The following is a 14869-nucleotide window of genomic DNA, read 5'->3' as shown; positions in this document are numbered from 1 at the left end:
AATCCGTTAGAAGTCATGTCCTTCTGTTCCCCATCATAACCTGTACTATACAGAGTACACAAGGCAATCCTGCAATCCGCTGCACCATCACCGTTCCAAAATAGCCACTACACAAGGCACCTCTGTTGTGATACACCCAGCAAGCACCTAACAGAGGATCCCAAAAACAAGGAGGAAAGCTGTGAAAACCCATCTTCGAACCTTACAGATCGCATTCACTTATATTGGCACTATCGTAGGCGCCGGATTTGCCACCGGGCAAGAAATCCTCCGCTTCTTTACCCGTTACGGCCATTGGGCGCTGATTACGATCCTGTGCTCTGCTATACTGTTTATTTGGCTTGGCACCAAAATGATGCTGTTAGCCCGGCGGATTAGAGCGGATTCCTATGAGGATTTCAATAGGCACCTCTTTGGCGAGCAGACAGGCAGTATTATCAGTCTGTTCACCATGGTGATTCTGATCGGCGTAAACAGTATAATGCTTGCCGGCGCGGGGGCCATTTTTCAGGAACATTTGGGCTTTCATTATCAGGCTGGACTAATTCTCACTATACTAGGATCTTATCTGCTGCTGACACGGGGCATCTCTGGCATTCTCCACATGAACAGTACAGTTGTTCCGCTCATGCTCGCTCTTTCACTGATTATTGTAATTAATACGGTGCATCAGCCGGGCGCTGGACATTTCTTGTTTCTCCAGACGGACGCCAGCACGTTCTCTGCTTGGCTATCCCCACTGCTGTATACGGCTTTCAATCTAGGAATGGCTCAGGCCGTTCTTGTACCACTTGCCCGAGAGACAGATGACGAAAAGGCACTGCTGCGGGGCGGCATCCTAGGCGGGGCTGGAATAGGCCTGTTACTGCTGGCGGCACATTTCGCCATGAGTTCGCAAATGCCAGGGATCATGCAGTATGAAATTCCAATGGGCAGTATTGCTTTTCGGCTTGGGGCCGTGGTTCAAACGATCTATCTGCTGCTAATTTTCCTTGAAATCTTCAGCACATTCGTAGCGGATATTTACGGTGTTACCGCGCAACTAAAGCAGAGACTACCCTTATCCCAAGATCTTATTATCGCTTTGCTCATGTTAACCTGCTACCTCTTTAGCCAGTTCGGATTCAGTTCTCTCTTGTCAGTGTTCTATCCCATTTTCGGCGGTCTAGCACTTGTATGGGGATTCAAGCTGATACGCACCCCCATCTCCCCACCACCAGAAGGGCCGCGGCCCGAATCTGGCAGAGATGAGGCTTCTTTAGCCAAGCTAAAACCGGCTCCCCGAATTACACGGAAATAACGGCAGCTGAAGGAATCAGCTTCCCCACAGCCTCTGCGACATGACGGTGACAGGTCATCATTACGATTTGTCGGGTGGCCGACAGCTCGCCAAGTAAAGAGAGCGCAGCATGCAATCTCTGTTCATCAAAGTTAACAAAGAGGTCGTCGAACAGTAACGGAAGACAGGCTTGACGAGCCATCGTCTCCGCCAGTGCCAGCCGCAATGCCAGATAGAGTTGCTCTGCAGTTCCACGGCTCAGCAGTCCGCTGTCCAGCAGCCCCGCTGTCCGATGCTCCGCTTTGAGCTCTTTATGACCCAGTGTCATTACTACTCTAAGGTACTCTCCTTCAGTCAGCTTGTTGAAATAGACCGAGGCCAGCCGCAGCACCTGCGGCTGTTTCTCCTGCTCGTAGATTCTCCGCGTCCTGCCGATGAGTTCCGCAGTAATTGCGGTCACTGCATACTGCCCTGCAAGGAGACGGAGCGCGGACCGTTGTTCCTCCAATTGCTGGAGGACCGTGTCCTCCATACAACGCTCCTTCAGGTACTCCCTCTCCTGAAGCAGCTTGCCTCGCCGCTGGAGGAGACTACTGCGCTCTTCCTCTGCCGCAGCAGCCTGCTCTTCTACAGCTGACCGTTCCTGCTCGAGCGCAGAAGCATCCAGCGTATCCAGCAGGGTAAGCAATCCCTTTGTCCCTTCCTGGCTCCAGCCGCCGAACATGGCCAGTTCCCATTGGCGAATGTTCCCTTCTAGCTCCCCCCGGCGCTGAACAGCCGCCGAGCGGCGTAGAAATTCCTCGCTGTCCGCAGCGCCCCCTTGCTCTAAAAGATTTTGGCGGCGTTGATTCAGCCGTTCCAAGTGCAAGCGAGCCTCTTCATATTCTCCCTCCGCCGATCGCAGTCTGGAAGTTAGACCTTCCAGACTGAGCAGCTCTGCCTTGAGCCCGTCCCAAGCGAGCTTCCTCGCTTCCAGCCAGCCGGGAATCATGCGAGCCAATTCTTCCCTCTCTCTACTCCCCGATCCTGAGGCTTCGGGCTGAGAAGCAGATGCGGCGACTTCGTCTACCGATGACCCAGCTTCTACCATGAGGGCCAATACCTCATCCTCGAAAGCTACGCACTCCGCCTCCAGCTGTGCAAGCCGTTGAGAAAGCTTGCTCTCCTGTTGAAGCAGTTCATTCCCCTGCTCCACAGCACTGAAGATCTCCGGCAAACCCTCCGGTGACAGACCCTCAGGCAGTTTGTGGCTTCGTAGCCAAGCATCATAGCGGTTCGCCGTCTCGGTGAAGGCCGCTTCTTCCTGCCGCATCTCGGCGGCGAGCGCCTGCTCCTGCCCGGCAAGGCTCTCCATCTCTGTGCGGCAGGCCTCGCGCTCATCACTAGCGCGATCCACTTTCTGCCGCCAAGAAGTCCAGGCATCCATGAGCCTGCGCAGCTCCCTCATGCCCGCCTCCAGCCCGCCTGCGTCAGGGCTGGCAGGGGGAGGGGAAGACCTGCGCAGCGGTCGTCCCTCTGGGTTGCTCTCCGGCTCCGCCCCGGAGAGCAGCAGCCCCCGCAGCCGCAGCATCTCGGCGGCTGCGTCCTGGCCATCCCCGCCATACCCTGGCGGGGATGCCTTTCGCCGGCCCGCTCCGCGGAGGCCGGCCCACAGGGCTAGATCGGCTGCGGCCAGCAGGCCGAGCGCGATCCAGGCGCTGACCGGCGGTGCTCCGGTCAGCCACAGCGCCGCAGGCAGCAGCGCGGTGAGCGCTGCGCCGGCGAGCAGCAGGCGCCGGTAGAGCGAAGCCATGCGGGTACGCATGGCTTCATGACTCCCCGCGCCATCTTGCAGCCCGTGCAGCTTCGCCTCGCGCCAGCGCTCCGCGGCCTGCTGCAGCTCATCCCAGAGCTGCAGCACCTCCCGCGCGCTGGCCGGGCGCAGCGCGGCGAAGACTTCGGCGCCTGCCGCTTGCTCGCGCGCCAGGGCCCGCTCTGCGGCCTGCAGCGATGACGCCGCAGCCGCAAGCCGGGAACGCAGCGCTTGTCGCGCTGCGCCCTGGGCTTCCATGCGGCGATCATAGCTCGCGAACGCCGCAGCGTAGCGCCGCGCCGCCTCCCGGTCTCCCGCCGCACCGGAGAACGTCGCCAGCTCCGCTGTAGTCCAAGCAGGGTCAATGCTTCGCAAAATGCGCTGTACATGCCCCAACAGTCCGCTAATCTCCCCTGCAAGCCGCTGGCGCTCTAACCGGCGGTCCTCATAGATGCTGCGCCGACGATCCAGCCGCTCCAGCGCCGGACCTTGGGACACCAGCACGAGGTCCGGGCGGTTCTGCTCCAGCTCTGCTGTCAGTTCCATTTGCAGCCGCTCGATCCGGGCTGCTGCTGCGGCGGCGCTTCGAAGCTCAGCTTCCAGCTCCTGAAGGCGAGCCGCCCCCTCCTCCGGAAAGGATTGAATTCGCGGTAATCCGGCAAGCTCCAGCCGGGCAGCACTCCATTGCAGCCACACATTGCGAATTTCCAGCGCCTTACGCAGCATGATCAATCTGGCGCCCGTGCTGTCTCGGCGTTCCTCCAGCTTAGCTAACTCAGCTTCCGTTTCCGCCAGTGCAAAGGTATTGTCGTTATAACGCGGGAGATACGAGCGGCTATCCGCCATCTGCTGCTCCAGCTTCTCGATCGATTGCAGAATCTTCGCCGCTTCCTGAACCTTGCCCCGCGGCTTATAAAGCTTCTCAGCCTCCTGCACCAGCCGACGCTCTGCCCGCATAATTTCACCACCGCCGCCCATGCCGGCATGGAACAAATAGCTACTCATCTCATCCGATTGCAGTGCAGCCAGTTCCTGCAGCTCGTCCAGAGATACAGCGAACAGCTGCCTGAACATGCTGCGGGAGACACCGCCAAGCAGATGACGTTCCAGCTCTGCTTGACCGAGCTCTTCGGCCATGCCGTCTGCCCGATTCACTGTAACTTTCAGTTTCTCTCCCCGGCCTTGTCCTTCTCCACCGCCAGCAAAACGGCGGATTTGCCACAGTCCGCCTTCACGGTCCCGCGCCTTCAGCACTCCACCATGGACCCCGCCATGGAGAGGCTCATAACGTTCTGTAGGATGGCTACGTCCGGGAATCCCGTACAGCATCGCACGGATGAACTGGAGGGTCGTGCTTTTCCCAGCTTCGTTCTGTCCATATAGCACTGTAACACCATCGTTCAGTGTCAACTCACGGCCCTGAATCCGTCCGAAGCCGCTGATCTGCAATTGCTCAATCTTCATCATTTTGCCCTCCGTCAGGCTGTTCCCGGAAGTCAGCATTTGCCTCCCCGGTACCTTCCAGTCCGCTCAGCAGCGTAATGCCCAGCTCTGCCGCGCCTCTAAGCCAGTCCAGTTTTTCTTCTTTGCTGACCTGTGACAATAGCCGTCGCAGTTCCCGGTTCTCCATTAATGGCGCAATTGCGCTACTAATCATATCCTCCAGTTCTTCCCCGGAACCTTCATCTTCACCCTTTTCAGCTAGTCGGAGCATTTCCCCCAGAAAGCTATCTTCTTGAAGCAAGCGTGATCGGTCTACTGCAAGCCCCGACTCCACGGCAAATCCTTCCGTCCACACCAGACCGGCATATTCCTTACGCTCTGCCCGGAGTGCTTCACGCCGCTGAAGTTCGCTCAGTAAATCCGCAGCTGCTCCTTTTTCTGACAACAGGCGGTGTACGTTGCCCCTGCCCGTCAGACGGAAGCGAACAACAGTCATCAGATGATGGTGCGTCTCCCGGATATCTTCAATCCTCCGTTCCACCGACTCGATCCACTGTGCTTCATGTTCCAGGCCGTCGATAGACAGCTCTGCGACCTGCCAGCGGACGACATCCAGCTCGTGAAAATGCAGCATCGCTTCTCCATTCTCACTCACATCAACTACATAACAGCCCTTTGGCCCGGTCTCCTTGACACTACGCCCTTGAATGTTGCCTGGATAAACGATATAAGGCTTTTCATATAAAATGCTGCGCTTATGAATATGGCCCAGCGCCCAATAGTCAAAGCCCTGACTAATCAGATCCTTACGGCTGCAAGGAGAATACGTCTCATGCTGGAGATCGCCGTCCACATTCCCATGCAGCAAGGCAATATGAAACAACTCACTGCCCGGCTTCCGGCGAAACGTCATCGCTGTATTTTCAGTAACCTTGGCCGTAGGATAGGATATACCGCTTACAATAGCGACTTCTTGTCCGTCCTTGCGGCGATATGCTGTGGCATATCCTGGCGCGTCTCCTCCGAATACCGTTACATGTCCCGGCAGCTCGGCAGCCAGACGCGGGCCATCCAGCGGATCATGGTTTCCGTGAATCAGAAATACCGGGATTCCCTGCTCTCCTAGCTCTTTTAGTGCTTCCTGGAACCGTAGCTGCCCTTGCAGCGAAGCATCCGACATATCATAGATATCCCCGCTGAGGACGACAAAATCAACATTTTCCTTAATCGCTAAACTGATAAGCCGCCCGAGGGCGGCAAAGGTGGACTCTCGCAAATGAGAGCGGACCGCAGCCGGCAGATGAGCCAGACCGACAAAACGGCTATCCAGATGCAAATCCGCAGCATGCAGAAACCGGAAAGGGATCATAATGCTCAGCCCTTCTTTCCGGGTTGATGCTGCAAATAGGTTTTTTTGAGTTCATTAGCAACTCGGGTGAGAGAATAGAGGCTCTTAGCCTTATCCCAGGCAGAACGTGATAATTCATAGCGGTAGGCCGGATCGGCAATTACTTTCTCCAGAGCGTCCGCCAGTGCGATATCATCGTCCGGGTTGACCAGCAGTCCATTCACACCATCCTCAATCTGTTCCGGGATACCGCCCACATTTGTGCCGACCAGAGCCAGACAGCTTAGCGCAGCTTCCGCAAAGACAGAGCCGAAGGCCTCCGCGCGGGATGGCAGGACAAAGATATCAAAGAAAGGCATAAATTCCTCTGGATGAAGCGTGTACCCATAAAAAATCGTTTCATTGTAGATGCCAAGTTCCTGCGCCAGCTTTTCAAGCTCAAACCGGGAGGGACCATCGCCGATGATATGCAGTACATACTCGTGACCACGTTTCTTCAGCTCCGCACATGCCAGAAATAGCGTATCAATCCCTTTGGCTGGCACCAGACGGGTGACAGTAACTAATTGGGGAATATTATTATCATGCGGTACCGGCTTGAATCGCTTCTCATCGAACCCGTTGGGAATCACCCCGACGCGGGCAGGTTCTTCCAAATACGGCGACAGGTAATCCGCGAAGGAGCGCGATACCGTCATGAGACGTTCACTGACATGCTCCAACTCACGATATATGGACACCAGAAACTGATGCTCCAGCCCGCCCTCGGCAATGATTCCGTTCAGGATCAACTCCCGCTCATAACTGGAGTGCAGGGTCTGGATTAACGGAACATCCGGATAGACCTGCTTCATCGCCAGCCCCGCTATAGGATGATGCGCATGAATGAGATCAAATTTTTTGCTTAGACGAAGCTTGGTCCACCATAAATAATCACGATAGGTTTGGATATATTTTTGCACAATCTGACTTTCGCCATATTGTGTCCAATCGAAGGTTTCGAACACAACTTCCTCATGTCCTTTTCCGCGTATCCGCTTGGGCAGCCAGAACAAGTCCATCTCCCAGCGGCTCGAGCGAAACCTTTCCTGCAGATAAGGAATCATGGAAGATACCCCGCCGGGCTGCTCCGGCGGAAAGAAGAGCGCTTGCAGCAATTTCATAGGTCTATCCCCTTTACTATTGCCCTGATTACGGTGAGACCTGGCAATTGTGATATAGTTATTCATATGTACACTTTCCAGATGAGGACATCATTTCTGGGGAGGTTTAATTATTCATACTTTGATTTTATCGGTATCATCATGAAACAGCAACTGACAAAAAGGAGAATGACGTATGATGGAAGAACGGCTGCCCTCCGCTTTTACCACAATCATGAGAGACATGCTGGGACAAGAGGCGGACGCTTTTCTGAAAAGCTACACAGCACCACGCAGCCAGGGTTTGAGATTCAACCGGCTTAAAAGTGGGACATCCGCGGGCTTAAGCGCCGCAGAGAACACGGTCTCCATGTTTGGACTGGAGCCAGTGCCCTGGTGCCCTGAAGGATTCTATTACGAAGATCCGTCACGTCCGGGCAAACATCCCTACCATGCTGCCGGGCTATATTATATTCAAGAACCATCGGCAATGTCCGCCGCCGAATTGCTGGCTCCACGCCCAGGGGAGACTGTATTGGATCTTGCGGCAGCACCCGGGGGCAAGACTACCCATATCGCTGCCCTGATGCAGGGCCGAGGCCTGCTAGTCTCCAATGAGATTCACCCTGAACGGGCCAAAATTCTGGCCGAAAATGTGGAACGTCTCGGTATTGCACACGCACTCGTCACTAACGCTTCCCCGGAAGAATTAGCACGGCGCTTCCCGAAGACCTTCGACCGGATTATGCTGGATGCTCCCTGCTCCGGCGAAGGCATGTTCCGCAAGGATGCCGGAGCTATTGCGGAGTGGTCGCCAGATCATGTCGAGATGTGTGCCTCCAGACAATGGGATATTCTGCAGGAAGCCTATACTATGCTTAAGCCCGGCGGCTACATAGCTTACTCCACTTGCACTTTTAATCGCAAGGAAAATGAGGACACCATCGAGCACATCCTGGACAGTTACCCCGATATGGAACTGATATCCAGCAAGCGGCTATGGCCGCATTTGGAAAAAGGCGAGGGACATTTCGTGGCACTCCTGCGGAAGCAGGAAGATGATGACGATGCAGCATTAGCAGCGGAGCCTAAGCGTAATAAACGCAACAGCGGAAACAACAAGAGGGGTCCGGGAATCGCAACCTCGGTCAAAGCAGCCTTGGAGCAGTTTAAGACTTGGGCGGAGTCAGAACTGCCCGGATTTAATGTTCAGGGCGTTCCCCTGCTCTTCGGTGAATCACTATATCTATTACCCGAATCCTTCAATGACGTAATGCATCCAGGACTGCTTGATGGATTGAGAATCCCCCGAGCTGGACTGCATGTTGCCCACATGAAGAAAAACCGGATCGAGCCGGCCCATGCACTAGCCATGTCTCTGCAGCAAGGACAGGCTGCACGTAGTTATAACTTGACTGCGGACGGGCCAGAGACCAATGCCTGGCTACGTGGTGAAAGCTTGTCTGTCCCTGCTGGACTACACGGTTGGACACTGGTTACAGTAGACGGCCTCCCGGTCAGCTGGGGCAAAGCCAGCTCAGGACAGCTTAAGAACCATTTTCCCAAAGGTCTCCGCAGCCTGTAGCCTATCTTGACAAGCAATGGGCTTGTGACCAGTTCATGAAGTCCCCCTCGGCATATGATGTCATTATCCCAAACACACCGACTTATAGCATCGGTATTGGGAAGAAGATCAGACCTAAGGGAGGAATCATTAGTGGGTGCAGGTTACGGCGGTTTCACTTCGACAACAGCGATTTTGGTCCTTTTCATCCTGCTTGTTATCATTTCCCGTTCGTTTTTCATCTAAGATTTACTGACAAAAAGCATATACATGACAAGCAGCTGTGCTGTCCAATTGAGGACGGTGCGGCTGTTTTAATGTTTAGTGCGATCTACACAGACCTCAGATAATTTTGTTCTACAATGACCTGGCCGTAGCTTATTTTGTTCCCACTTAGACCCTACCTTAGATTATTCTGTTCCTGCATGGACCCTACCTTAGATTATTCTGTTCCTATCTAGACCCTACCTTAGATTATTCTGTTCCTACTTAGACCCTACCTTAGATTATTCTGTTCCTACTTAGACCCTACCTTAGATTATTCTGTTCCTACTTATAGACCTGACCTTAGATTATTTTGTTCCTACCTACTCCTGACTTTAGATTGTTTTGTTCCTACCCAGACCTGCCTTTAGATTGTTTTGTTCCCATATGGACTGACCTTAGATTATTTTGTCCCTACATAACATCGCCAGCTGCGGTTCTTTTGGATCCTCACTGTTTTGAACCCGACCTGCCGGAATAACTGCTCTATTTCTTCATTTTGAGTAAATGAATGCATATGGTAATTGATTTTGTAAATTTCAGAGACTATGATAAAGGTTCCCTTGGGCCTCAGCACCCTGAAGACCTCTTGTACATCATTTATCAGATCTGGCCAGAAATAATGGGTCTGTACAGCTGTGATCAAATCAAAGGTATCCTCATGAAAAGGTAATGCTGAGACCTGCCCTGTACTGATGCTGACCCTGCCGCTTGCCACAGCCACCCGATTTTTGTATGTTGAAGTTTCTACAGATTGCGGAGAAATATCGACGCCGTAAATCCTGGCAAGTTTATATTTTTTCGCAAATCTATGTATGGTCTGACCTCCACCGCAGCCAATGTCCAGCATAATGGCATCTTCTTTTATCGCAATCCCGTGAAAAGCCCAGGAAATCATCGACGAATGGGCCTTGTTCATAATCTTCAGCATCACATCGCCGACCAACCCTTTCGGGTATTGGGCTTGCCCGATTAGCGCCTCCAAAAGACTCATCCCCTGATCCTCCTCTCTCCTGCCTTCATTTTCACAGTTCCATAATTGCCCAATAATATACACACTAAATTTAATTTTATAAATAATTACTATTCAATGCAATCTTTAAATGGGATCCGAATGTGAATATACCTTAACGATCAGATGGGGACGCTGCTCAGCCAAAGAATTGCGTATTCTTCAAAAAAAGACCTGTGCCATTCCGTTGACCCGCCTGCTTCGTCCCGTTCAACCAAAGAATTGCTTACTCTGCAAAAAAGACCTGTGCCATTCCGTTGATCCGCCTGCTTCGTCCCGTTCAGCCAAAGAATTGCTTACTCTGCAAAAAAGACCTGTGTCATTCCGTTGATCCGCCCGCTTCGTCCCGTTCAGCCAAAGAATTGCTTACTCTGCAAAAAAGACTGTAAACACGCAACGCCTTTAACGGCTGCTCAGTGTCTACAGTCTTTTATACCTAACGCTTTAGTATGTCTCGTCCGTTCCACTCGTCACTTAGGACAAGCAGTATTTTACGAGCGCATCACGTACGCCATGTTCATTATTTGTACCGGTAATGGCATCGGCGGCCGCTTTGACTTCAACCGGTGAATTATCCATCGCCACGCCCAGACCGGCATATGTTAGCATGGAAATATCATTATAATAGTTGCCAATCGACAGAATTTCCTCCCGAGGAACGCCGAGATCCGCAGCTAGGTTTTTCAGCGCGTTGCCTTTGGATGCTTCAGGATTCATAAAATCAATAAAAAATTCCCCGCTGCGCAAAATGTTATATTGCTGTGTCCATGTGCCCCATACCCGTTCTGCTTCATCCAAAATATCCGGCTGCGAGAACACAGTGAACTTTACAATCGGCTCCCGGAAATCTTCCCAAGCCGGTAGCGAGGCTGGTACAATCTGAAAATTCTCATACATATGATTAGCCTCTTTGGACAGGTTCTCCACGTTGTCTACATACATATCAAAAGCCGTATTGATATCAAAATGCATCCCACGCTCGCGGCAATATTCGATATAAGGATCTAACCCGCGCGCGTCTAATCCGTATTGATGCAACACTTCCCGGTTCTCTACTCGTACCGTGGCTGCGCCGTTATGGCCCAGAACATATCCCGACAATCCCATCTCCTGCATAAAAGGAATCGAATTCTGCGGGCTGCGGCCTGTACATAATACAATTTGGCCACCTAGTCGTGTTACCTCAGCAACGGCTTGCATGTTCTCTTCACTTAATTGATGATCATCATTGAGCAGTGTACCATCGACATCCAGCGCAATCAGTTTGTATTTCATACTCCACCATCCTTGTCTGTCTTTGTTTGTTATCTGCTTGGCGAGGCTCATTATTTATGTGCTGGTATGAAACGCTTAGATTACATCTGGGAAGAATCACCTTCGTTAGCGCGTTCTATATCTACATGAGTTCCGTGTGCTAACGTCAGTTGCATGTGTGCCCAGTTACTTCTAAGATGAGCCTCTATCGTTGACGTTTCCTGTGACTACATGAGTCGCTTGAGTCTCATCTGTTACGTCACTACTTCTCGGACGAGCCAGCTTCGTTGATGCTTCCTTTAGCTGCGTACATTGCTGAGTTGCACTTGTTACGTCCGTTGCTTCTCGACGGACCAACTTCGTTGACATTTCCGGGGGCTGCGTACATTGCCTGAGTTACACTTGTTACGTCTGTTGCTTCTCGAACGGGCCAACTTCGTTGGCGCTTTCTATTGCTACATTGCCTAAGTTTGCCCCAGTATTTTGTAAACATTTGGGTGCTAACCGCGGTTCAAATACAATGATCACTGCAGCAACTATAGAAGGTTTTAAAATAGGGGCAATTTTGCACCTTAATTTACAGAATTATCCGATGAGTCAAGGAATAAGAGCATTATTGCACCTTATTTTTCGTGAATATGCCATTTCAGCAGCGAAAGGAAGAATTTAGTGTGCAAAATTGCCTTTAATCACTCTTTCATGGTTGATTCAGTGCAATTAAGGTACCAAATTGCCTTTAATTTCGGTTACTTCCTTCGGCAAAGACAGCTTGGTCATCAAACTACAGCTTAATCACCAAATTATAGCTTGCTCATCGAACTATCACTGAATCATCGAATTACAGCTCGGTCCCAAACTATAGTCCAATCACCAAACTGCTACTAGGTCACCGATCTTAAGCAACAGGCCTCCCGCCGGTCCATATCCGTCTCTACTCTCATCCAACAGACGTAGCTCCTCAGCTGTCAGTTCGTGGCAGGCACCCAGCGGCAGACGTACATCCAGCTTCAGACCGACCATATACGCCTTTAACCTTCTCTCCCCGTATCCAACAGACGTAGCTCCTCAGCTGTCAGTTCGCGGCTGTCAGTTCGCGGCAGGCACCCTGCGACAGACGTACATCCAGCTTTAGACTGACCATTCCGCCCTTAACCTTCTCTACCCTCATCCAACAAACGTAGCTCCTCAGCTGTCAGTTCGCGGAAGGCACCCTGAGGCAGGCTTTCGTCCAGCTTCAGACCGCCCATAGAAACTCGTTTCAGGAAGACTACCTTTTTGCCAACTGCTTGAAACATCCGTTTGACCTGATGGAATTTTCCTTCGGTGATGGTAAGGGAAATCTGCGAGATGACTTTGCTGCCGCGCTCCCGGCTAAGGATCGTCAACTGCGCAGGTAGAGTCACATACCCATCTTCAAGCTCCACACCTGCCGCAAAAGCCGCCACATCGGCAGCATCCACCTCACCCTCGACGGTAGCTTCATAAGTCTTGGGCACATGTTTGCGTGGGGATAACAGTTCGTGGGCGAGCTTGCCGTCGTTTGTGAGCAGAAGCAGCCCTACTGTATCCTTGTCCAGCCGACCGACCGGAAACGGTTCAAAATGCGCGTATTCCGGGTCCAGTAAATCGATTACAGTCCGATCCCGGCGGTCCTCGGTTGCCGAGAGAACACCGGGAGGTTTATTCATCATAAGATATATATGTTCGCGGTACGTAAAACGTTGGCCGCCAATTTCTATGATATCCTGGTTGGGGTCGACATGAATACCGCTGTCCTTGACTACGGTACCGTTCACTGTAATGAGGCCCTGCTTGGCCTGCTTGCGAATCTCGCTGCGTGAACCGGCTCCGATGTGGGACAACACTTTATCCAACCGTTGCTTCTTGCTACTATTGCCTGAAGCTCCCATCTTACGTCCACCTCCATCCAGCGGGATATTCGTTCTTCAGCATGCCATCCTGCCATTTGCCCCATCCGGCGCTGTATCCGTCGATACAGACCAGCACATAACCCTTCAAGGAGCTTCCAGGCTTAACGACAAGCCGTTCCTCAGGGATCGCCAAAGTCTCTCCCTTGAGGTAAGACACTGCCTCACCGCTAGCACTGGACAATGACAGACTGCGGCTGCTTTCTTCAGCCCGCAGTGCAGTTGCCAGTGGATGGCCGGGAATGAACCGGCCATTGCGGACTTGTCCCAGGTACCAACCGGGACGAACAGCCTTAAGCCCGTTCAGCGCCGCCTGAGGAAGCGGCGACAGGTACAAATGGTCACCGAACAGCACCGGGTGACCCTCTGGCTCCGGGCTTAGCTGCTCGCGAGCCCAGTCGCGGTACGCAGACAGCGCGGCCTCTTCAGCAGAGGCCTGACCACCACGTCCACCGTCTCGACCCGGTGGACGCCCGCCCTTGCCGCGCCCGTTCTCTGCACGGCGCACGGATGACTTGCCAGACTCGGCCTTGCCTTTCTTAGGCCGAGCCGCGGCTGACAACGTTACATCGTCAGCCGCACTGATTTCGGCACCCGGCTTTGCGGTGCCGTCATGCCGCAACACGGCCATGAAGTGGCCTTCGCCCTTCACCTTGTGCGGCCACAGCCTTGCCGTACCGGCAAGCTCGCCGAGTCCTGACGCGAACGACCCTGTTCCGCCCACAGGCACAACCGAAAATTCCGAATGCGCCGCTAGGAAGGTCGCGATGCTGCCTTCATTCTCCTCCGGAGAGAAGGTACAAGTAGAGTAGACAAGCGTGCCACCCGGAGCTAGCGCCAGCGCAGCCGAGTTTAGAATCTCCCGCTGCATGTCCGCATATTTGACCGGTGTCTCCGGCTCCCATTGGCGGACCATGTCCTCATCCTTGCGGAACATTCCCTCTCCGGAGCAAGGTGCATCGATCAGGATTTTGTCAAAAAAGCCGGGGAATGCCGCCGCGATCCGGTCTGGGCTCTCGTTCAGTACGATCCCGTTCCGTACGCCATACAGCTCCAGATTTTTAGCGAGTGCCTTTGTCCGCTCAGCATGCAGATCATTACTGATCAAGAGCCCCTCTCCCTGAAGCTTGGCGGCAATCTGGGTGGATTTGCCGCCTGGAGCCGCGCACAGGTCCAGCACACGGTCGCCGGGCTCTACGCCCAGTAGTTCTACAGGAGCCATTGCACTAGGCTCCTGAATGTAATACAAGCCCGCATGATAATACGGATGCTTGCCTGGCCGCGCCCCTTCTTCAGTATAAAATCCCGTAGGACACCACGGGATAGGCTCAAGCCCAAGTGGTGACAGCGCCCGTAGGGCTTCCACCGTTATTTTTAGCGTATTCACCCGGATGCCTCCATAGGGAGTCTCCTTGTAGGTGTCTGCAAATTGCTGATATTCTGTTCCCAGCAGTTCCTTCATCCGCTGGGTGAAAGTGCCGGGCAGTTGTGCCGCCATGATGCCGTCCTCCTGCCTAAATGGGGTAATGAAAGACTCAAGGAACACCCCTGCGGGTGCCCCTTAAGTAGGTGAGTATTCTATATGGAATACATTAAAAACAAAATTAAACACTGGGGCAGAGATCCCCGGGTAGCGTCAGGTGTAGATAAAGGCATTTTTGTACCTTAAATGTGATGCAACAAGAGGGTTAGCAGAGATTAAGAGCATTTTGGTACGTTAATTCTTCCGAAATCATGCCCTGAAGCTAGACCTGTTGATTAGCTAAATTATGAGTTTAAATACATAATTTAGCTAAATAAATTCTCCACTCCGACGACACTGTTTGTAAACTTAATAATCGTG

At 52.8% G+C, this 14869-nt stretch carries 12 protein-coding genes; 4 read left to right on the top strand and 8 right to left on the bottom strand.

Annotated features, from left to right (window positions below; all coding sequences use genetic code 11):
- The first annotated feature begins 181 nt into the window (after nucleotides 1–181).
- Nucleotides 182–1300, top strand: coding sequence for a YkvI family membrane protein (locus ACFORK_RS17685; RefSeq protein ID WP_379201299.1), 1119 nt, complete (start codon nucleotides 182–184; stop codon nucleotides 1298–1300).
- Here the strand turns inward: ACFORK_RS17685 and ACFORK_RS17680 are convergent.
- The 3 genes from ACFORK_RS17680 to ACFORK_RS17670 are packed head-to-tail and all read right to left on the bottom strand — an operon-like array spanning nucleotide 1287 to nucleotide 7025.
- On the bottom strand, nucleotides 1287–4574 hold the full coding sequence (locus ACFORK_RS17680) for an AAA family ATPase (RefSeq protein ID WP_379201297.1): 3288 nt from the start codon (nucleotides 4572–4574) through the stop codon (nucleotides 1287–1289). The two genes, ACFORK_RS17685 and ACFORK_RS17680, sit on opposite strands and share 14 nt — an antisense overlap.
- Nucleotides 4525–5883, bottom strand: coding sequence for a metallophosphoesterase family protein (locus ACFORK_RS17675; RefSeq protein WP_379201295.1), 1359 nt, complete (start codon nucleotides 5881–5883; stop codon nucleotides 4525–4527). The genes ACFORK_RS17680 and ACFORK_RS17675 overlap by 50 nt, the downstream gene beginning before the upstream one ends.
- Nucleotides 5884–5888: 5 nt before the next feature.
- A complete protein-coding gene (locus tag ACFORK_RS17670) occupies nucleotides 5889–7025 on the bottom strand; it encodes a glycosyltransferase family 4 protein (RefSeq protein ID WP_379201293.1) in 1137 nt (378 codons plus the stop codon).
- A 175-nt stretch (nucleotides 7026–7200) separates the two neighbouring features.
- Between ACFORK_RS17670 and ACFORK_RS17665 the strand changes: the two genes are divergently transcribed.
- The gene (locus tag ACFORK_RS17665) at nucleotides 7201–8589 is read left to right on the top strand and encodes an RsmB/NOP family class I SAM-dependent RNA methyltransferase (protein WP_379201291.1); all 1389 of its coding nucleotides are present in this window, start codon (nucleotides 7201–7203) and stop codon (nucleotides 8587–8589) included.
- 132 nt (nucleotides 8590–8721) lie between these two features.
- Nucleotides 8722–8814, top strand: coding sequence for a YjcZ family sporulation protein (locus ACFORK_RS17660; protein WP_379201288.1), 93 nt, complete (start codon nucleotides 8722–8724; stop codon nucleotides 8812–8814).
- 421 nt (nucleotides 8815–9235) lie between these two features.
- Here the strand turns inward: ACFORK_RS17660 and ACFORK_RS17655 are convergent, their stop codons facing one another.
- Complete coding sequence (locus tag ACFORK_RS17655; protein WP_379201286.1) at nucleotides 9236–9826, bottom strand: class I SAM-dependent methyltransferase; 591 nt, start codon at nucleotides 9824–9826, stop codon at nucleotides 9236–9238.
- Nucleotides 9827–10318: 492 nt separating this feature from the next.
- Nucleotides 10319–11119: a Cof-type HAD-IIB family hydrolase gene (locus ACFORK_RS17650; RefSeq protein WP_379201284.1), complete on the bottom strand. Its 801-nt coding sequence runs from the start codon at nucleotides 11117–11119 to the stop codon at nucleotides 10319–10321.
- A gap of 439 nt (nucleotides 11120–11558) precedes the next feature.
- Between ACFORK_RS17650 and ACFORK_RS17645 the strand changes: the two genes are divergently transcribed.
- Nucleotides 11559–11768 carry a hypothetical protein gene (locus tag ACFORK_RS17645; RefSeq protein ID WP_379201282.1) on the top strand — a complete coding sequence of 70 codons (210 nt, stop codon included), beginning with the start codon at nucleotides 11559–11561 and terminating at the stop codon, nucleotides 11766–11768.
- 197 nt (nucleotides 11769–11965) lie between these two features.
- Here ACFORK_RS17645 and ACFORK_RS17640 read toward each other — a convergent pair whose 3' ends face one another.
- The 3 genes from ACFORK_RS17640 to ACFORK_RS17630 form a co-directional block, all read right to left on the bottom strand.
- Entirely contained in the window at nucleotides 11966–12118 is a 153-nt protein-coding gene (locus ACFORK_RS17640; protein ID WP_379201280.1) for a hypothetical protein, read from the bottom strand.
- Between the two features lie 128 nt (nucleotides 12119–12246).
- Nucleotides 12247–13008 carry a pseudouridine synthase gene (locus tag ACFORK_RS17635; protein ID WP_379201278.1) on the bottom strand — a complete coding sequence of 254 codons (762 nt, stop codon included), beginning with the start codon at nucleotides 13006–13008 and terminating at the stop codon, nucleotides 12247–12249.
- A 1-nt stretch (nucleotide 13009) separates the two neighbouring features.
- Nucleotides 13010–14524, bottom strand: coding sequence for an RsmB/NOP family class I SAM-dependent RNA methyltransferase (locus tag ACFORK_RS17630; protein ID WP_379201276.1), 1515 nt, complete (start codon nucleotides 14522–14524; stop codon nucleotides 13010–13012).
- Nucleotides 14525–14869 lie beyond the last annotated feature (345 nt).

It is taken from the genome of Paenibacillus sp. GCM10012306, from assembly GCF_042649265.1.
In the GTDB taxonomy this organism is placed as follows: domain Bacteria; phylum Bacillota; class Bacilli; order Paenibacillales; family Paenibacillaceae; genus Paenibacillus_AQ.
Note: the sequence above shows the minus strand (reverse complement) of the source record. Positions and strands in the feature narration are given on the sequence as shown.